The 17,809-nt window shown below is 66.9% G+C and carries 16 protein-coding genes; 7 read left to right on the top strand and 9 right to left on the bottom strand.

Translation table 11 applies throughout. The features are described from left to right. Window positions 1–4: 4 nt before the first annotated feature. The gene (locus ABE454_RS08005) at window positions 5–352 is read right to left on the bottom strand and encodes a hypothetical protein (protein WP_346530741.1); all 348 of its coding nucleotides are present in this window, start codon (window positions 350–352) and stop codon (window positions 5–7) included. A 75-nt stretch (window positions 353–427) separates the two neighbouring features. Between ABE454_RS08005 and rlmJ the strand changes: the two genes are divergently transcribed. Next, a complete protein-coding gene (gene rlmJ / locus ABE454_RS08000; RefSeq protein ID WP_346530739.1) occupies window positions 428–1,249 on the top strand; it encodes a 23S rRNA (adenine(2030)-N(6))-methyltransferase RlmJ in 822 nt (273 codons plus the stop codon). Here rlmJ and ABE454_RS07995 read toward each other — a convergent pair. Next, on the bottom strand, window positions 1,246–1,581 hold the full coding sequence (locus tag ABE454_RS07995) for an antibiotic biosynthesis monooxygenase family protein (protein ID WP_346530737.1): 336 nt from the start codon (window positions 1,579–1,581) through the stop codon (window positions 1,246–1,248). The genes rlmJ and ABE454_RS07995 overlap by 4 nt on opposite strands. Window positions 1,582–1,670: 89 nt before the next feature. Between ABE454_RS07995 and ABE454_RS07990 the strand changes: the two genes are divergently transcribed. Both ABE454_RS07990 and ABE454_RS07985 read left to right on the top strand, forming a co-directional pair. Next, window positions 1,671–2,384, top strand: coding sequence for a glutamine amidotransferase-related protein (locus ABE454_RS07990; RefSeq protein ID WP_346530735.1), 714 nt, complete (start codon window positions 1,671–1,673; stop codon window positions 2,382–2,384). Window positions 2,385–2,413: 29 nt separating this feature from the next. After that, window positions 2,414–4,927 carry a hybrid sensor histidine kinase/response regulator gene (locus tag ABE454_RS07985; protein ID WP_346530733.1) on the top strand — a complete coding sequence of 838 codons (2,514 nt, stop codon included), beginning with the start codon at window positions 2,414–2,416 and terminating at the stop codon, window positions 4,925–4,927. A 10-nt stretch (window positions 4,928–4,937) separates the two neighbouring features. Here the strand turns inward: ABE454_RS07985 and hemF are convergent, their stop codons facing one another. Further along, complete coding sequence (gene hemF, locus ABE454_RS07980; protein ID WP_430825979.1) at window positions 4,938–5,792, bottom strand: oxygen-dependent coproporphyrinogen oxidase; 855 nt, start codon at window positions 5,790–5,792, stop codon at window positions 4,938–4,940. A gap of 245 nt (window positions 5,793–6,037) precedes the next feature. On the opposite strand from hemF, the gene ABE454_RS07975 reads away from it, so the two are divergent. After that, window positions 6,038–7,330 (top strand): dipeptidase, encoded by a 1,293-nt coding sequence (locus ABE454_RS07975; protein ID WP_346530730.1) that lies wholly within the window; start codon window positions 6,038–6,040, stop codon window positions 7,328–7,330. Between the two features lie 156 nt (window positions 7,331–7,486). Here the strand turns inward: ABE454_RS07975 and ABE454_RS07970 are convergent, their stop codons facing one another. Beyond that, window positions 7,487–7,942, bottom strand: a complete 456-nt coding sequence (locus ABE454_RS07970; RefSeq protein ID WP_346530729.1) for a tRNA (cytidine(34)-2'-O)-methyltransferase — start codon at window positions 7,940–7,942, stop codon at window positions 7,487–7,489. A gap of 195 nt (window positions 7,943–8,137) precedes the next feature. Between ABE454_RS07970 and petA the strand changes: the two genes are divergently transcribed. Genes petA through ABE454_RS07955 form a run of 3 tightly spaced genes read left to right on the top strand, consistent with a single transcriptional unit; the run spans window position 8,138 to window position 10,889 of the window. After that, window positions 8,138–8,692 (top strand): ubiquinol-cytochrome c reductase iron-sulfur subunit, encoded by a 555-nt coding sequence (gene petA, locus ABE454_RS07965; RefSeq protein ID WP_346530728.1) that lies wholly within the window; start codon window positions 8,138–8,140, stop codon window positions 8,690–8,692. A gap of 17 nt (window positions 8,693–8,709) precedes the next feature. After that, window positions 8,710–10,008, top strand: a complete 1,299-nt coding sequence (locus ABE454_RS07960; protein ID WP_346530727.1) for a cytochrome b — start codon at window positions 8,710–8,712, stop codon at window positions 10,006–10,008. A gap of 5 nt (window positions 10,009–10,013) precedes the next feature. Continuing rightward, window positions 10,014–10,889 (top strand): cytochrome c1, encoded by an 876-nt coding sequence (locus ABE454_RS07955; protein WP_346530726.1) that lies wholly within the window; start codon window positions 10,014–10,016, stop codon window positions 10,887–10,889. Window positions 10,890–11,050: 161 nt separating this feature from the next. On the opposite strand, the gene ABE454_RS07950 is transcribed toward ABE454_RS07955, so the two are convergent. The 5 genes from ABE454_RS07950 to ABE454_RS07930 all read right to left on the bottom strand — a co-directional run bounded on the left by ABE454_RS07950 (window position 11,051) and on the right by ABE454_RS07930 (window position 17,805). Continuing rightward, window positions 11,051–12,655 carry a M28 family peptidase gene (locus ABE454_RS07950; protein WP_346530725.1) on the bottom strand — a complete coding sequence of 535 codons (1,605 nt, stop codon included), beginning with the start codon at window positions 12,653–12,655 and terminating at the stop codon, window positions 11,051–11,053. 107 nt (window positions 12,656–12,762) lie between these two features. Then, window positions 12,763–14,412 (bottom strand): M28 family metallopeptidase, encoded by a 1,650-nt coding sequence (locus ABE454_RS07945; protein ID WP_346530724.1) that lies wholly within the window; start codon window positions 14,410–14,412, stop codon window positions 12,763–12,765. 112 nt (window positions 14,413–14,524) lie between these two features. Then, window positions 14,525–15,796, bottom strand: coding sequence for an O-acetylhomoserine aminocarboxypropyltransferase/cysteine synthase family protein (locus tag ABE454_RS07940; protein ID WP_346530723.1), 1,272 nt, complete (start codon window positions 15,794–15,796; stop codon window positions 14,525–14,527). Window positions 15,797–15,926: 130 nt separating this feature from the next. Next, complete coding sequence (ychF, locus tag ABE454_RS07935) at window positions 15,927–17,024, bottom strand: redox-regulated ATPase YchF (RefSeq protein WP_346530722.1); 1,098 nt, start codon at window positions 17,022–17,024, stop codon at window positions 15,927–15,929. 286 nt (window positions 17,025–17,310) lie between these two features. Next, entirely contained in the window at window positions 17,311–17,805 is a 495-nt protein-coding gene (locus ABE454_RS07930) for a copper chaperone PCu(A)C (protein ID WP_346530720.1), read from the bottom strand. Window positions 17,806–17,809: the final 4 nt, after the last annotated feature.

The raw sequence follows: 17,809 nt of genomic DNA, 5'->3' as shown, positions 1-17,809 counted from the left end.
GGCTCTAGATGCCGACTTCGCGAAGGCGGGCGCGCAGGCTGTTGATCCAGTCGCGCGCCTCGTCGCCGCCCCACAGGCGCCAGGCGATATAGCCCGCCGACGGCTTGATGGGATCGGCCCAGTGGCGGCCGTGCCTGTCCACCGCGTGACGGGCGAAATAGCTGTACATCGACTTGATGTCCCGATCGCTGAGCGGGGTGCGCGCCATCAACTGTTCGGCGCGCCTGACCCCGACCTCTGTGCCGCCGCGCCCGTGCTGTTCGCGTAGGGCCAGACCGTCCTCGGCCGTTTCGGCGATGGCGTCGCTGGGCGTGCGGTCTTCGTCGGAAAGGATGGGGTGGTCGATCAGCATGGCGTATCCTGAAACCGGGGCGTCGATCCCTCTTATACGACTTGACCTGATGACGGGGGCGGGGGACGAGCGGCCATGAATTATCGTCACAGCTTTCACGCCGGAAACTTCGCCGATCTGGTCAAGCACGCCCTTGTGCTGTGGCTGTTGAAGGAGCGGCAGGCGAAGGGGCCGGTCGCCGTGCTGGACACCCATGCCGGGGCGGGCCTGTATGACCTGTCGGGCGATGGAGCCCGTTCGCGTGAGGCCAAGGCCGGGGTGGCGCGGCTGATGACCGCCGAGGCGCGGCCGCCGCTGATCGAGGCGTTGGCGGCTGAGGTCGCGGCGCTGAACCCGCAGGGCGGGGTGCGGTTCTATCCCGGCTCGCCGGTGCTGACGGCGCGGGCTTTGCGGGCTGAGGATTCCTATCGCGGGTTTGAACTGAACCCGCCGGTCGAAGCCCTGCTCAGCGAGGCGCTGGCGCCGTGGACGAATGCGGCGGGACAGGCGGGCGACGGCTATGAGGAGGCGGTGCGGGCGGCGCGGGGGCTGAAGGCGCCGCTGGTGCTGATCGACCCGCCGTTCGAGCGGCCCGACGACTATGTGCGCTCGGCCGAGACGGCAGCGGCGGTGCTGGGCGCCGACCGGACGGCCTGTGTGGCGATCTGGACGCCGCTGAAGGATCTCGAGACCTTCGACGGCTTCATCCGGCGGCTGGAGCAGGCGGGGCTGTCGCGGGTGCTGGTGGCCGAGGCGCGGCTGCGTCCGCTGAACAATCCGATGAAGATGAACGGTTGCGCCATGACGGTGGTCAATGCGCCGTCGGGCGCCGATGCGGCGGCGGCCGAAATCTGCGGCTGGACGGTGCAGACGCTGGGCGACGCGGGCGGCCGGGCCGAGGTCTGGCGCGCGGGCTAGGGCTGGATGACTTCGCCCGGTTCATAGAGGTGGGGTTCAAAGGTGGCGATGGCGAGGATCGGCTCCATCGCGGCGACGACCTGCGGATGGCGGGTCATGGCCTTCCAGTGGGCGGCGCCGGCCCAGACGGCGTGATTGGCCGCCACCCGCCCGTTCAGCCCGCGATGCAGGGTGGCCGAGACGAAGCCGGGCAGGGCGGTCTGGACGCGCACCAGATCGGCCAGACGCCCCATCAGATCGTCCAACTGCGCGGCGTTACACTTGAAGACGTTGATCAGGACGACCGGATCATCGGCGGCTGCGGCGGCCGGGGGCGGGATGGAGGCGGTCATGGGCGGTTCGTCTCATTGATTTGCGCCGTCTTCTACAGCACTCCAGCGGTTGAGGCTTTCTGCATGCCCGTCAAGCCAGTGGAATATTCATGACCGCCATCGCCATCCTCGAAACCGGGCGCCCGCCCGCCGCCCTGGCCGAGACGTTCGGCGACTATGCCAGCCAGTTTCGCGCCATGCTGGGCGAGGGGGCGGCCACCCATCGCTTCGACGTTCAGGCGGGCGAACTGCCGCAAGATCCGTCGGCCTTCGCCGGGACGATCGTCACCGGATCGGCGGCGGGGGTCTATGAAGACCTGCCGTGGATCGAGCCGCTGGCGGCGTGGCTGCGCGGGGCGCGCGGCAAGACGCGGCTGGTCGGCGTATGTTTCGGCCATCAGGTCATGGCCCACGCCTTCGGCGGCCGGGTCGAGAAGTCGGACAAGGGCTGGGGCGTCGGCCTGCACCGCTATGACGTCCTGAGCGCTGAAGACTGGATGACGCCGGGCGCCGCCTCCATCGCCATTCCGGTGTCGCATCAGGATCAGGTCGTGGCCGCGCCCGCCGATGCCCGGGTGCTGATCGCCAGCGACTTTACGCCCTATGCCGGTCTGGCCTGGGGGCAGGAGGCCATCAGCTTCCAGTGCCATCCCGAGTTCGATCCCGCCTTCGCCGCCACCCTGACCGAGGGGCGCCGCGGGCGTATCGACGACGCCCTGGTGGATCAGGCCCATGCGACGCTGGGACAGGCGAACGACCGGGCGGTGCTGGCGGAATGGATTCGCAACTATCTGGGCGTTTCGTCGAACGGCGCTAAGCCTTAGGCAACTTCCGGCCGCCTAGGGTCGTCAGGATGTCTCCCGCACGTCTCAAGACTCTTGTCCGCGCGTCCCTGATCGCGTTCGCCGTGGCGACGACGGCTGCGACCGCCGTGGCGAAGGTCTCGCCCGCCGAACTGGCGCAGGCGGTCGAGAAGCGGGCCGCGGCGACGGATTTCGCGGCGCTGGAGGCGTTCGGCCTCGAGGCGATGAAGCGGCGCGATCGCGAGGGTCTGAACCGCCTCTATCATGTCGCCTGGACGACGTTGAACCAGGGCGATTTCGAGCAGGCCGTGGTGTGGAACAACCGGCTGGCCGCACAGGCGCGGACGCAGAACGATGCGCGCTATCAGGCCATCGCGCGGCTGAACGCCCTGACGATCCTCTATGATCAGGGCGACCTGTCGGTGGAGGACGAGATGACGGACATCGCGCGCACGACGCGCGACTGGTTCGTCATGGCCCATGCCGCGCGGCTGAGCGCCCTGGCGCTGATGGATCAGGACCGCATCGGCGAGGGGCTGCGGCTGCTGACGATGGCCGAGGCGGAAATCCCCGTACACGACCCCTATGCCGCCACGGCGCGCGCCGGGGTGTGGGAAGTGACCGGCATGGGGTTGATGAAACTGAGCGACATGGCGGGCGCCGCCGACGCCTTCCGCCGGTTTGAGATCGACGATTCCAATCCCGACTATCCGCGCCCTGACTTCGACAGCCTGTATAATCTGGCGCGCATCTCGGTGCAGGTCGGGGACGTTGCGAACGCCGAACTCTATTACGCCGCGCACCATCGCCTGAGCCAGCGGGCCGGTCTGGAGAGTCTCAGCGCCTATGACGCCGCCCTGTGCGCCTTCGTGGCCGAGGCGCGTCGTGATCCGCGCGGTGTGCTGGATTGTCTGGCGAAACATGAGGCGCTTATCGACGGCAAGGCGTTTCTGGCGCTGGACATCCTGCCGGTGCGGGGCGTGGCGCGGGCGCGGCTGGGCGACCTGGCGGGCGCGCGTCGTGATCTGGAGCGGGTGCGCGAACTGGCGCCCGGCGGGGCGGCTGATCCGATGGAGCGGCTGCTGGAAGCCGAGCTTCTGTTCGGCCTGAAGAAGCCGACTGAAGCCTTTGAAGTGCTGCGTGAATATCAGCGCGAACGTGACCTGAGTCTGTCCCGCCGCTTCAGCGCCGGCATCCATCAGGTGACGGGCGACATGCAGCAGCAGCTGACCGAGCGGCGTCGCCAGCTGGAGACGGCGCGCGCCAACACCCGGCTGCAGCGCGCCGTGATCCGGGGGCAGAACTGGATATTGGGCATCAGTCTGGTCTTCGTTCTGTCGGCCCTGCTGGTGCTGCTGTGGCAGCGGCGGCAGTCGCAGCGTCTGAAAAAGGCCCAGCTTCACGCCGAGGCGGCCAGCCGCGCCAAGAGCGAGTTTCTGGCCAATATGAGCCATGAAATCCGCACCCCTCTGAACGGGGTGGTGGCCATGGCCGAAACGCTGGCCGGGCGCGATCTGTCGGAACGCGATCTGGAACTGGTCAACATCATCCGCTCTTCGGGCGTGACGCTGGAACGTCTGCTGTCGGACATACTGGATGTCTCACGCATCGAGTCGGGACAGGTGGCGATCGACCCGGCGCCCTTTGATCTGGAGGCGGCGGTGCGCGACGTCTCGGGGCTGTGGGCGCCGCTGGTGATGGACAAGGGGCTGGAGCTGCGGCTGGAGCTTGACCCGGACCTGCCGCGTCGGGTAGTCGGCGACGCCGTGCGCCTGCGTCAGGTGCTGACCAATCTGGTCAGCAATGCGCTGAAGTTCACGCAGGAGGGGGCGGTGACGCTGTCGGTCGTCCGGCATGAGGCCGATCAGGTCCGCTTTGCCGTGGCCGATACCGGCATCGGCTTCGACGCCGGTTTCAAGGCCCGCATCTTCCACCGCTTCCAGCAGGAGGACGGCTCCATCACCCGCCGGTTCGGCGGCAGCGGACTGGGGCTGGCGATTTCGGATGATCTGGTGCGGCTGATGGGCGGAGAACTGGACTGCGAGTCGCCGCCGGGGGGCGGGGCGCGGTTCTGGTTCGATCTGCATCTTCCGGCGGCGCAGGGCGATGACGACGAGGCTGAGGCCCATGCGCCTGCCGCCCCGGTCGTGCGGGCGGATCGGGGGGAGGCGCCGCGCGTGCTGCTGGCCGACGACCATCCGGTCAACCGCAAGGTGGTCGAACTGATGCTTGAGCCGCTGGGCGTTGAGTTGACGGTGGTCGAGGACGGGGCTCAGGCGCTGGCGGCCTTTATGGATGGCGGCTTTGATCTGGTGCTGATGGACATGCAGATGCCGGTCATGGACGGGCTGACGGCGACGATGGAGATCCGCGCCCATGAGCAAAGGACCGGCGCCGCGCGGACGCCGATCCTGATGCTGACCGCCAACGCCATGAGCGAACATGTCGAGGCTGGACGCCGCGCAGGCGCCGACGGCCATCTGACCAAGCCGTTGAGCGTGGCGGCCCTGACGCAGGCGGTCGCCGGGGCGCTGGACCGGACGGGCGATCAGGCTGCGGGCTGAGGCGCGGGTCTTACGGCCACTTCACCACGGGCGGCATGGAGCTGAGGATCGATTCGACATTGCCGCCGGTCTTCAGCCCGAACATGGTGCCGCGGTCGTAGAGCAGGTTGAACTCCACATAGCGGCCGCGGCGGATCAACTGTTCCTCACGCTCGGCCTCGGTCCACGGCTCGTGCATCCGGCGGGCGACGATGTCGCAATAGACCTTCGCGAAGGCCTCGCCGACCGCCTGGGTGAAGGCGAAGTCCCGCTCCCAGTCGCCGCTGTCGTGGTGGTCGTAGAAGATGCCGCCGGTGCCGCGCGGTTCATTGCGGTGGGGCAGGAAGAAATACTCGTCGCACCACTGTTTGTATTTGGCGTGCCAGGCCGGGTCGAAGGCGTCGCAGGCGGCCTTCATGGCGGCGTGGAAATCCACGGTGTCCGGGTGGTCGTCGCGGCGGTCCGCATCCAGCACGGGCGTCAGGTCGCCGCCGCCGCCGAACCAGGTCTTTGTCGTCGAGATCAGGCGGGTGTTCATGTGGACGGCGGGCACGCGCGGGCTGACCGGGTGGCAGATCAGGCTGATGCCGGTGGCGTAGAAGCGCGGGTCTTCCTCGGCGCCCGGCACGTTCCTGGCGTAGTCGGCGGGGAAGGTTCCGTGGACGGTCGAGCAGTGGACGCCGACCTTTTCAAACAGGCGGCCGCTCATCATGCCCATGACGCCGCCGCCGCCCTCCTTGCGGTCCCAGGGCGTGCGGACGAAGCGGCCGGGCTCTCCGGTGAACAGTTCGGCGGGGGCGGCGTCTTCCAGCGCCTCGAAACCGGCGTGGATCTTGTCGCGCAGGGTTTCGAACCAGACGCGGGCGCGCTCGCGGCGCTCAATCATCAGGGCGGGGTCAGCTTGGATCATGAGGGCTTCAACCATGACGCGGCCTTTGTGAACAGTCCGGCGGGGTGCGCGGATGCGATCCTGATGCCGCAGGCGAGGGCGGGGGGCCTTGATCCAGATCACAGGCGCGGATCCGTCCGCCACGCTGAAGGTTCCCTAAGCCGTCAGCCTGTGTCAGCGTGGCCTGCCCGCATGACGGCGCCGTGGGCGGCCGGGCGGGGCTGTATTGAAGAGGGGAAATCATGATCCGCACCGCCTTGCGCGCCGGCCTGCTGGCCGCCGCCTCCTTCGCCGTCCTCGCCGCGCCCGCGTCGGCCCAGACCGCCTCGGCCCAGACCACTTCGGCCGAACAGGCGCGGGTGATGCAGATCCTGAAGCGCACGCCGCTGATCGACGGCCATAACGACCTGCCGTGGGCTCTGCGTCAGGGCTTTGGGAACGACCCATACGGCGTTGATCTGACGCAGAATCTGTCCAGCTCGACGCGGTTGCATACGGATATTCCGCGCCTGCGCGCCGGGGGCGTGGGCGGTCAGTTCTGGTCAGTCTTCGTTCCGGCCAGCCTGGCCCCGGTCGACGCCGCCAAGGCGACGTTCGAGCAGATCGACACGGTCAAGCGCATCGTCGCCGCCCACCCGGACACGTTTGAACTGGCGACCACGGCCGATGATCTGGTCCGCATCCACCGCGCGGGCAAGATCGCCAGCCTGATCGGCATGGAAGGCGGCTATTCCATCGACGACTCGCTGGGCCTGCTGCGCGAGTTCTATGATTCGGGTGCGCGCTACATGACGCTGACCCACTCCAAGAGCACGACCTGGGCCGACAGCGGCACCGATGCGCCCAAGTGGAACGGCCTGAACGCCTTCGGCGAGGACGTGGTCCGCGAGATGAACCGTCTGGGCATGATGGTCGATCTGAGCCACGTGTCCGAGGACACCATGGTCGACGCGATCCGGGTGTCGTCGGCGCCGGTGATCTTCTCTCACTCTTCCGCGCGGGCGGTGACGGCCCATCCGCGCAACGTGCCGGACGCCGTGCTGCGCCAGATGGCGGGCAACGGCGGCATCGTCATGGTGACCTTCGTGCCGGGCTTCATCAGCGAGAAGGTGCGCGCCTGGGGCGCTGCGCGCGCGGCCGAGGACACCCGCCTCAAGAGCATGAACCCCGGCGATCCGTCGGCGGTGAAGGCGGGCATGGACGCCTGGGGCGCCGCCAACCCGGCGCCGGTGGCGACGATCGAGGACGTCGTGGCCCACATCCAGCACGTTCGCGAGGTGGCGGGCATCGACCACATCGGTCTGGGCGGCGACTATGACGGCGTGGACAAGCTGCCGGAAGGGCTGGAGGGCGTGGACGGCTATCCGCGCCTGCTGGCCGAACTGATGCGCCGCGGCTGGAGCGAGGCGGACATTCGCAAGATCTCGGGCGAGAACCTGCTGCGTGTGATGCGGGCGGTGGAGCGTGTGGCCGAGTCCAAACGCGGCGAGCGGCCCAGCCTGGCCAAACTGCCGAACGACGGCGCGCCGCAGTAAAGGCGAATCCTTCTCCCCTTGTGGGAGAAGGTGGCCCGTTAGGGCCGGATGAGGGGTGTTGGCGGGCGCTTTGAATATGAAAGCTGGGAGCGAGTTTCCTCGCACCCCTCATCCGTCCGGCTCCGCCGTCCACCTTCTCCCACAAGGGGAGAAGGATCAGCGCGTCGGTAGTTCCTGCAACTGCCGTAGCGCCTCATGCAGGCCGATCCCGGCGCTGACCGACAGGTTCAGCGACCGGGTCTCGGGGCGGATGGGGATGTAGATTCGCGCATCGGCCGCCGCATGGACATAGTCGGGCGAACCGGCGCTCTCCTTGCCGAACAGCAGGACGTCGTCGGGTCGGAAGGCGAAGTCGGTCAGCGGTTCCGCCGCGCGCGTAGTGAACAGCACCAGCCGTCCCGGGGCCCGGTCGCGCTGGAAGGCGTCCCAATTGGCATGGCGCGTCATATGGGACAGAGGACCGTAATCCAGCGCCGCCCGTTTCATCGCACGATCGTCGAAATTGAAGCTCGTGGGCTCGATGACGTGCAATTCCACGCCGAAACAGGCGCTCAAGCGGATGCAGGCGCCGACATTATGGGGGATGTCAGGTTGAAAAAGGGCGAGACGCATTCTAAGGCCGTCATACGCGCGGGGCGGGGCCTTGTCGCGGCTTTTGTTGCGACTGTTTCGCAAATCGCTTCAGCGACTTGCGGGAACAGCTGAAACCGGGGCCGGACGGGCAGGGGTTTGCCATCGCATGATAGGGTTCCATTCGGTTGACGTCTCATCTTGGGGCGGGCGACCGGCGATGCAGAGGTGAAACGCGTGGCCGAATCGGTCGTGAATGCTGACGGGCCTGACGGCCAACACGGGGGTGGCGACGCCACCCGCCGCGACTTCATCCACATTGCGGCGGGCGCGGCTGCGGCCGGCGCCGGCGTGATGGTGGCGTGGCCCCTGATCAACCAGATGAACCCGGCGGCCGACACCCTGGCCCTGGCGTCGATCGAATTCGATCTGACCAAGGTTCAGGAAGGCCAGCAGGTCGTCATCAAATGGCAGGGCAAGCCCGTCTTCGTGCGCTATCGCACCGAGGCCGAGCTGAAGAAGGTCATCGACGAGGGCGCCGTCGGCAGCCCCGCCCAGACCGACGCCGAGCGCACCAAGGCCGGGCACGAGAAATATCTCGTCGTCATCGGTTCGTGCACCCACCTGGGCTGCGTGCCGACCTTCAACGCCGGTGAATACGGCGGCTGGTTCTGCCCGTGCCACGGTTCGCACTACGACGCCTCGGGCCGCATCCGTAAGGGTCCGGCACCGCTGAACCTGATCGTGCCGAACTATGAATACATGTCCGACACCCGCGTGAAGATCGGCTGAGGACGGACAGAGGAACCATGAGCGATCACGAATCCACTTACGTCCCGAAGACCGCCGTTGAGCGGTGGATGGACACCCGCCTGCCGATCATCCGTTTCGGCATGGACTATGCGAACCTGCCGACCCCGAAGAACCTGAACTACTGGTGGACCTTCGGCGGCATCCTGGCGATCTGCCTGATGACCCAGATCATCACCGGCATCGTCCTGGCCATGCACTACACCCCGCACGTCGACATGGCCTTCGCCTCGGTCGAGCGCATCATGCGCGACGTGAACGGCGGCTGGCTGATCCGCTATGTGCACGCCAACGGCGCGTCGATGTTCTTCATCGCCGTCTATCTGCACATGCTGCGGGGCCTCTACTACGGCTCCTACAAGGCGCCGCGCGAGATGATCTGGATCGTCGGCTGCGTGATCTTCTTCCTGATGATCGCCACCGCCTTCCTCGGCTACGTCCTGCCGTGGGGCCAGATGTCCTTCTGGGGCGCTGAGGTCATCACCAACCTGATCGGCGCCATTCCGGTCGTCGGAGAGCCGATCCTGATCTGGCTGCGCGGCGGCCCGGCGATCGACAACGCGACGCTGAACCGCTTCTTCTCGCTGCACTACCTGCTGCCGTTCGTCATCGCCGGCTGCGTGGTGCTGCACCTGTGGGCGCTGCACGCTGCGGGTCAGGGCAATCCGGTCGGCATCCTGATCCCGAAGGATCGCGCCAAGAAGGACATGCTGCCCTTCCACCCGTATTTCACGGTCAAGGACGGCTTTGCGATCATCCTGTTCCTGATCCTGTTCGCGGTCTTCGTCTTCTATCAGCCGAACGCCCTGGGCCACGCCGACAACTACATCCCGGCCAACCCGCTGCAGACCCCGGCGCACATCGTGCCTGAGTGGTACATGCTGCCCTTCTACGCGATCCTGCGCGCGGTCCCCGACAAGTTCGGCGGCGTCGTGGCCATGTTCGCGGCGATCGGCGTGCTGTTCGTCCTGCCGTGGCTGGATACGTCCAAGGTGCGCTCTATGCGCTACCGCCCGACGATGAAGACCTTCTTCATCATCTTCCTGTTCGTCTGCTTCGGCCTGGGCTGGTGCGGCGCGCAACTGCCGGACTCGCCGGTCATCGGCAGCTTCAAGACCTTCACCCTGATCGATGGCGACCTGAACTCCTACCTGTGGCTGACGCGCTTCCTGACGGCGTACTACTTCGTCTTCTTCGTGGTGCTGATGCCGGTTGTCGGCCTGCGCGAGAAGCCGCTGCCGATCCCGGCGACGATCTCGGAGCCCGTGCTCCCGTCGACCGCAGCCGAGAAGGTCTGAGCGCGATGATGAGCAACGAGAAAAAGACCGTGTCCTTCCGCAAGATCCTTGTCTCAGTGACGGCCGCTGTCGGCCTGGTCGCCATCGCCGCTCCGGCGATGGCCGCCGGGGGCGCCAAGCATCCGCGCGATGGCGGCTTCAGCTTCAACGGGCCGTTCGGCACCTTTGATCAGGGCCAGCTGCAGCGCGGCTACAAGGTCTATCGCGAGGTTTGCGCCTCGTGCCACGGCATGGACCTGATGCACTTCCGCAACCTGGGCGACAAGCACGGGCCGTTCTGGAACGAGAAGTATTCGAACCCGAACGACAACCCGATCGTGAAGGCCCTGGCCAAGGAAATTCAGGTCGCCGACATCGACTCGGAAACGGGCGAGGGCCTGATGCGCGACGCCACCACGGCCGACCGCTTCCCCAACCCCTATCCGAACCCGACGGCTGCGGCTGCGGCCAACGGCGGTGCCATGCCGCCGGACCTGTCGGTCATGGCCAAGGCCCGCCACGACGGCGCAAATTACATCTACTCGCTGCTGTCAGGCTATTCGGCCCCGCCGGCGGGCCTGAAGATGACCGAGACCCAGCACTACAACCCCTATATGGCCGGGGACATGACTCCGTTCTGGACGGGCAAGGGCGACGTGCCGAAGGGCGGCTTCATCGCCATGCCTCCGCCGCTGAGCGCCGGTCAGGTCACCTATGACGACGGCACCGAGGCGACCGTGGACCAGATGGCCAAGGACGTCGCCGCCTTCATCGCCTGGACCTCCGAGCCGAAGATGGTCGAGCGCAAGCAGATGGGCTTCGGCGTCCTGATCTTCCTGCTGGCCTTCGCAGGCGTGACCTACGCCAGCTATCGCCGCATCTGGAAGGGCGTCGCCCACTAAGGCGATCCCCGATCTGAACAAGAAAGCCCGCCGGAGCGATCCGGCGGGCTTTTTCGTGTCTGCCTGTCATCGGGCGCGCGGAGGGACCGCGCACGCCTCAGAGCCCGTTGGAGCGCCGAGAGGGGGCCTGGAGCGCCTGTGCGACGCTCCGGGCGGGGTCTTCAACGTCTCGCGGCGGCGCTGCGGTCGCGGACCTGGCCGAACTCGGAAGTCGGCTTCCAGGTCGGCCATTCGCTGCTGTTGGCCAGTTCCAGACCCAGACGATACATCAGGGTCAGGTTCTCGACCGCCGAGCGCAGGTCCCAGTCGGGGGACCATTCATCGCTGACCTTGTGATAGTCGGCGGCGAACTTGGCTTTCCAGGCGGCCAGACCGGCCTCGCGGCCGCCGTCGACCCAGTCCACGCCGTGCCAGGCCATCAGGGCCGGGACGCCCGCGCGGGCGAAGGGGAAGTGGTCCGAGCGGTAATAGAAGTTCTGTTCGGGCTCGCCGTCGTCGGAGACATAGCGGCCTTCCTGTTCAGCCAGCGCCTGAAGGTTGTCCTCAAGGCTGTTCTGGCCCTTGCCGAAGATCGGCACGTCGCGGGTCGGGCCGCTGAGGGGCAGCATGTCGATGTTGATGTCGGCCACCGTCGTCTCCAGCGGATAGACCGGATCGGCGACATAGGCGTAGGCGCCCAGCAGACCCATTTCCTCGGCCGCCATATGGGCGAAGACGAAGGTGCGTTTCGGCGTCGGGGCGTCCTTCAACTGGCGGGCCATCTCGACCACGCCGATGGTGCCCGAAGCGTTGTCCCAGGCGCCGTTGAAGATCTTGTCATCGCCGGGGGCGTTTTCATTGACGCCGATATGATCCCAGTGGGCGGAGTAGATGATGACCTCGTTCGGGCGTTCCATCCCCGTGATCCGCGCCAGCAGATTGTGGGTGCGCAGGATTTCGACCGTTTCCTCGGCCGAGGCGGTGATCTTCACATCCATCGGGAAGGCGCGGAAGTCGCCGGTCTGGAGGCGCGGCGTAATGGCCGCCAGATCCACGCCCATGGCGACGGCGACATCGCGGTTGATCGCGCCGCTCAGGCTCAGTTCGGCCGAGCCGGGCGTCAGGGTGCGGGTGCGCTCGGCACCCATCAGTTCGCGCCGCCAGGCGGCCTCGCCCGCGCCGCCGTCGGTGACGGTCAGAACAGCCAGGGCGCCGCGCCGCTTGGCCTCGTCGGCCTTATAGGCGGCGGACTGATAGTTGGTGGCGTAGCTGCCGTTGAACAGTTCACCGTCCGGCTCGCCCGCGACCACCAGGACGACGGCGCCCGTGACATTCAGATCGCCATAGTCGTCCCAGCCCCGCTCGGGCGCATGGATGCCGTAACCGGCGAAGACGACGGGCGCATCGACCAGACGTCCCTGCGCTGCGCTGTTCATGGCGCGCAGGGTGAAGTCGGCGCCGGGCGTCAGGGCTGTGACCTTGCCGTTCGCGCCGGTCCAGCTGAGGGCGGGCGGCGCCTTGGGCGTCAGGCGCTTCAGGTCGATGGCCTGCAGCCACTGTCCGTTGGGGCCGCCGGGCTCCAGCCCCATGGCTTCATACTGGGCCTGCAGCCAGTCCAGCGTCTTCTTCTCGCCCTCGGTGCCCGGATAGCGGCCCTGGAAGTCGTCGGCGCTGATAATGCGGATTTCGTCGGACAGGCGCTGGATCGAGAAGTCCTGCGCCGTGGCGGCCCCTGCGACAAGAAGCAGTGCGGCGGCCGCGACGCCGCGGATGAAGCGATGATGCATGGCGTTTCCTTTCGGCCTTCCCCACGAGGCCCGTTGCATAGTGTTAGGGCGGCCCCTTGCGAGGCCGCCCCTTACTTTTTTGTCATGTTTGCGCTGAACGACCGGGATCAGCGGCGTTGAGCGGCGCTCTTGGCGCGTTCCGGACCGAACTCGGAGCCGGCCTTCCACTCAGGCCAGGTGCGGCTGTTGGCCAGATCCTGACCGACGGTGAACATGACCTCCAGGTCCTGCAGCATGCCGCGGTAGTCCCAATCCGGCTCCCACTCGTCCGCCGCCTGGTGGTAGCGGTTGGCGCGGTAGTCGGCGGCGCGCGCCATGCGCGGCTCAATCGGGGCGTCGATGAACTCGCCGGTCGAGGACAGATAGGCCATCGGCACGCCCTTCTTAGCCAGCGGGAAGTGGTCCGAGCGGAAATAGATGCCCGCTGCGGCCCCGGCGTCGCCCACGAAGCCGCGCCCCTGCGCCGCCGCCGCCGCGATCACCGGCTCGTCCAGTTCCGAATGGCCGTAGCCGGTCACGCCCAGCTTGTTCATCCGGCCGAAGACGGCGGCCGAGTCGATGTTGAAGCCGCCGACGGTCTTCTCCAGCGGATACAGCGGGTTGGCGGCGTAGAATTCCGAGCCCAGCAGGCCGCTTTCCTCGCCGGTGAAGCTGATCATGACGATAGTGCGCTCAGGCTTCGGCCCGGCCGCCCACTGACGCGCAAGTTCCAGCAGGGCGGCGGTGCCCGAGGCGTTGTCGATGGCGCCGTTGAAGATGCGGTCGCCGGTGGCGTCCGGCTCGCCCATGCCGATGTGGTCCCAGTGGCCGGTGTAGAGGATGGTCTCGTCCGGGTGGGTCGTGCCTTCCAGCTTGGCCACGACGTTGTGGGTGACGATGCGTTCGGACTTCACGTCCATGCGGGCGTCGATGGAGGCGCCCTTCAACTCGACCGGCTGGAAGTCGCGGCTGCGCGCCTTGATCTTCTCCTGCTCGAAGTCGAGGCCGGCGCGGCGGAACAGGTCCACGGCCAGATCGCGCTGGATCCAGCCTTCCATCGCCACGCGCTCGGCCGACGGATCGGCGCGGACGATGTCGAACTGCGGCACGCCCCACGAGTTGGCGACCGTGGTCCAGCCATAGGAGGCGGGCTTGGTCTCATGCACGATCAGCACGCCCGCGGCGCCCTGACGCGCGGCTTCCTCGAACTTGTAGGTCCAGCGGCCATAGTAGGTCATGGCCTCGCCGCCGAAGGTGTTCAGCGACGGGTCTTCGAAGTCGGCGTCGTTGACCAGAACCACGATGACCTTGCCGCGCACGTCGGTCTTGAAGTCGTTCCACTGACGCTCGGGCGCTTTGATGCCGTAGCCGACGAAGACCAGCGGCTTGTCCTTCAGATCGACGCCGTTGCTGGGCAGGCGGGTGGTGATGGTGACTTCCTGCCCCTGCGACAGCGACTGGCTCCAGTCGCCCAGCTTCAGTTGGCCCGAGACGTTGGAGACGGTGAAGCGGTTCAGGCCCACGGCCTGGGTCCAGCCGCCGTTCTCGCCGCCTGGGGCGAAGCCTGCGGCTGCATATTCGCGGCTGAGGTAGTCGATGACCTTCTGCTCGGCCGGGGTGGCGATGCCGCGTCCTTCGAAGCTGTCGTCGGACAGGATGCGGATGTGTTCGGAAATACGGTCGGCGTCAAAGGCGGGCGTCGTTTGCGCCTGAACGGCGACTGCGCCGCCCAGGGCGACAGCGAACGCCAGAACGGCGACGGAAGATGAAAGACGCATACAGGCTCAACCCCTCGGTAAGTATAACTGCCGGGGACCGTAAAGAGCCTGATCGAGGGTGTCGACAGCCAAGCGCCCTGTCAGGGGCGCCTGGCTGGGACAGGGCGTTAAATCAGACGGCGGCCAAGGCCTGATCCAGATCGGCGATCAGGTCGTCGATGTGTTCGATGCCGACCGACAGGCGCACGGTGTCTTCGGTGACGCCCGCCTTCTTCAGCTCGTCCGGCGACAGCTGGCGGTGGGTGGTTGAGGCCGGGTGGCAGACCAGCGACTTAGCGTCGCCGATGTTGACCAGACGGGTGAAGATCTTCACCGCGTCCTGGAAGCGGGCGCCCGCCTCGCGGCCGCCCTTCACGCCGAAGGTCAGCAGGCCGGACGCCTTGCCGCCGAAATACTTCTTGATCAGCGGGTTGGACGGGTGGTCTTCCAGCCCGGCGTAGTTGACCCATTCCACCTTGGGGTGGGCCTTCAGCCACTGGGCGACGGCGGTGGCGTTCTCGACGTGGCGGTCCATCCGCAGGGCCAGCGTCTCAAGGCCCTGCAGGATCAGGAAGCTGTTGAACGGCGAGATGGCCGCGCCGGTGTTGCGTAGCAGCACGGTGCGCACCCGGCCGATGAAGGCCGCCGGGCCAAGCGCCTCGGTGTAGACGACGCCGTGGTAGCTGACTTCCGGTTCGTTCAGGCGGCGGAAGCGCGCCTTGTGTTCGGCCCAGGGGAAGTTGCCGCTGTCCACGATGGCGCCGCCGATGCTGGTGCCGTGGCCGCCGATGTATTTGGTCAGGGAGTGGATGACGATGTCCGCCCCATGCTCGATCGGGCGGGTCAGGTAGGGGGTCGGCACGGTGTTGTCGACGATCAGCGGCAGACCTTGCGCGTGCGCCGCGTCGGCCAGGGCGCCGAAGTCGACGACATTGCCCAGCGGATTGCCGATGGATTCGCAGAAGACCGCCTTGGTGCGCTCATCCGTATTGGCGGCGATGGCGGCCGGGTCAGCGGCGTCGATGAAGCGCACCGTGATGCCGTACTGGGGCAGGGTGTGGGCGAACAGATTATAGGTGCCGCCATACAGGGTCGAGGTGGCGATGATGTTGTCGCCCGCCTCGGCGATGGTCAGGATCGCATAGGTGATCGCCGCCTGACCCGAGGCCACCGTCAGCGCCGCAATGCCGCCCTCCAGCGCCGCGATGCGCTGTTCCAGCACGTCGGACGTTGGGTTCATGATGCGGGTGTAGATGTTGCCCGCCACCTTCAGGTCGAACAGGTCCGCCCCGTGCTGGGTGTCGTCGAAGGCGTAGCTGGTGGTCTGATAGATGGGCACGGCGACCGATTTGGTGGTCGGATCAGGCGAATAGCCCGCATGCACGGCGAGGGTATCGAACTTCATGGCGTCCCTGGAGAATTTTCAGCGTCAGTCGGGCTGATTCATCCAGGGCTTTGGCGATACCTGCAAGGGTATGGAATTTCAGTAATTCTATCAGGGCGGTCAGACTTTCTAACCGCCCTGAGAAAGTGGCCTAGTTGTTGAAGAGGAAATGCATCACATCCCCGTCCTTGACGATGTAGGCCTTGCCTTCGGCGCGCATCTTGCCCGCTTCCTTGGCGCCGGCTTCGCCCTTCAGCGCGACATAGTCGTCAAACGCGATGGTTTCGCCGCGGATGAAGCCCTTTTCAAAGTCGGTGTGGATCACGCCCGCCGCCTGCGGCGCGGTGGCGCCGACGGGGATGGTCCAGGCGCGCGCTTCCTTCGGCCCGACGGTGAAATAGGTCTGCAGGCCCAGCAGCTTGTAGGCCTCGCGGATCAGGCGGTTCAGGCCGGGCTCTTCCAGACCCAGGGTTTCGAGGAACTCCTTCTGCTCCTCGTCGTCCAGGACGGCGATTTCCGACTCGATCTGGGCCGAGATGACCACGGAGTTGGCGTTGTCCTCTGCGGCGCGCTTGGCGACCAGGTCGGACAGCTCATTGCCCTTGTCGGCCGAGCCTTCCTCGACGTTGGCGACGTAGAGGGCGGGCAGGGCGGTCAGCAGCTGCAGCATGTCCCAGGCCTTCTTGTCCTCCTTGGACACGTCGGCCAGACGCGCGGGCTTGCCGTCACGCAGCTTTTCGAGCGCGGCGTCGATCAGCTTGAGGTTCAGCTGGGATTCCTTGTCGCCGCCCTTGGCGCGCTTCTCGATCTGGACGCGGCGGCGCTCAAGGCTCTCCAGGTCGGCCAGCATCAGCTCGGTCTCGATGATCTCGAGGTCCGAGATGGGGTCGATGCGGTTCTCGACGTGGGTGATGTCGTCGTCGACGAAGCAGCGGGCGACGAAGGCGATGGCGTCGCAGTCACGGATGTTGGCCAGGAACTGGTTGCCCAGACCCTCGCCCTTGGATGCGCCGCGCACCAGACCGGCGATGTCCACGAAGGTGATCCGCGAGGGGATGATCTCCTTGGATCCGGCGATGCTGGCCAGCGTGTTCAGGCGCGGTTCCGGCACGGCCACGTCGCCGGTGTTCGGCTCGATGGTGCAGAACGGATAGTTGGCCGCCTGGGCCGCCGCCGTCTTGGTCAGGGCGTTGAACAGGGTGGACTTGCCGACGTTGGGCAGGCCGACGATCGCGACTTTAAGAGCCATGGTATTCCTCGTGAGCGCGAGCCTTTAGCCGGTTCGGGCCGGTTTGTCAGGTGTGGGGCAAGGAATGGGCCCTCTCCTGTTGGGAGAGGGCTTGAGCCTCCAAGAGCCGGAGGCGATTGGCGAAGGCGAAAGGGTGAGAGTTTCGCGGGTGAACTCGGCCGAAGGCCGTGGCCGATCGGCTATGCGGCGGCTTACGCCGACGGACAGGCCAAGCCCCTCACCCTTTCGCGCCAGAACGACGGCTGCGCCGTCGTGCGCTCAAGCCCTCTCCCGCCGGGAGAGGGTGTTATTCCTCCGAATCGACCACCGGGGGCTGTTTGACGGCGGCGTGGACGCCGATGGGGCCGGCCTTCTCGAACGTCAGGGTGAAGGAGGCGACGCCGCCGTCGACCAGCGGATCGCGCAGGCCCATCAGCATGATGTGATTGCCGCCGGGCTTCAGCTCGACCGGGGTTCCGGCGGGCAGGGGCAGGCCGTCGTGCAGGTGGGCCATGCTCATGACCCCGTTCTCCATCTTCATCTCATGCACCTCGGCCGACTGGGCCAGGGCGGTGGAGACGCTGACCAGACGGTCGTCGGAACCTGCCGTCAGGGTCAGGTAGCAGCCCCCGGCCTTGGCGCCGTTGGGCGTGGGGCGGCACCAGGCGTCGGCGACCTGGACCGTGCCGGGGGCGACGGTCGCGTCCTTGGCGGTTTCGGCCGACTTTTCGGCGGGCTGGCCGCAGGCGGCGAGGCTGAGGGCGGCGGCCGACAGGGCGGTCAGGGCGAACAGACGTTTCATGTTG

It is taken from the genome of Brevundimonas diminuta, from assembly GCF_039673845.1.
GTDB classification, from domain to species: domain Bacteria; phylum Pseudomonadota; class Alphaproteobacteria; order Caulobacterales; family Caulobacteraceae; genus Brevundimonas; species Brevundimonas diminuta_E.
Note: the sequence above shows the minus strand (reverse complement) of the source record. Positions and strands in the feature narration are given on the sequence as shown.

Excerpts from the sequence above, each read along its gene's own strand:
- ABE454_RS08005 (WP_346530741.1), bottom strand. The coding sequence starts at position 352 with ATGCTGATCGACCACCCCATCCTTTCCGACGAAGACCGCACGCCCAGC.
- rlmJ (WP_346530739.1), top strand. The coding sequence starts at position 428 with ATGAATTATCGTCACAGCTTTCACGCCGGAAACTTCGCCGATCTGGTC.
- ABE454_RS07995 (WP_346530737.1), bottom strand. The coding sequence starts at position 1,581 with ATGACCGCCTCCATCCCGCCCCCGGCCGCCGCAGCCGCCGATGATCCG.
- ABE454_RS07990 (WP_346530735.1), top strand. The coding sequence starts at position 1,671 with ATGACCGCCATCGCCATCCTCGAAACCGGGCGCCCGCCCGCCGCCCTG.
- ABE454_RS07985 (WP_346530733.1), top strand. The coding sequence starts at position 2,414 with ATGTCTCCCGCACGTCTCAAGACTCTTGTCCGCGCGTCCCTGATCGCG.
- hemF (WP_430825979.1), bottom strand. The coding sequence starts at position 5,792 with ATGATTGAGCGCCGCGAGCGCGCCCGCGTCTGGTTCGAAACCCTGCGC.
- ABE454_RS07975 (WP_346530730.1), top strand. The coding sequence starts at position 6,038 with ATGATCCGCACCGCCTTGCGCGCCGGCCTGCTGGCCGCCGCCTCCTTC.
- ABE454_RS07970 (WP_346530729.1), bottom strand. The coding sequence starts at position 7,942 with ATGCGTCTCGCCCTTTTTCAACCTGACATCCCCCATAATGTCGGCGCC.
- ABE454_RS07960 (WP_346530727.1), top strand. The coding sequence starts at position 8,710 with ATGAGCGATCACGAATCCACTTACGTCCCGAAGACCGCCGTTGAGCGG.
- ABE454_RS07955 (WP_346530726.1), top strand. The coding sequence starts at position 10,014 with ATGATGAGCAACGAGAAAAAGACCGTGTCCTTCCGCAAGATCCTTGTC.
- ABE454_RS07950 (WP_346530725.1), bottom strand. The coding sequence starts at position 12,655 with ATGCATCATCGCTTCATCCGCGGCGTCGCGGCCGCCGCACTGCTTCTT.
- ABE454_RS07945 (WP_346530724.1), bottom strand. The coding sequence starts at position 14,412 with ATGCGTCTTTCATCTTCCGTCGCCGTTCTGGCGTTCGCTGTCGCCCTG.
- ABE454_RS07940 (WP_346530723.1), bottom strand. The coding sequence starts at position 15,796 with ATGAAGTTCGATACCCTCGCCGTGCATGCGGGCTATTCGCCTGATCCG.
- ychF (WP_346530722.1), bottom strand. The coding sequence starts at position 17,024 with ATGGCTCTTAAAGTCGCGATCGTCGGCCTGCCCAACGTCGGCAAGTCC.
- ABE454_RS07930 (WP_346530720.1), bottom strand. The coding sequence starts at position 17,805 with ATGAAACGTCTGTTCGCCCTGACCGCCCTGTCGGCCGCCGCCCTCAGC.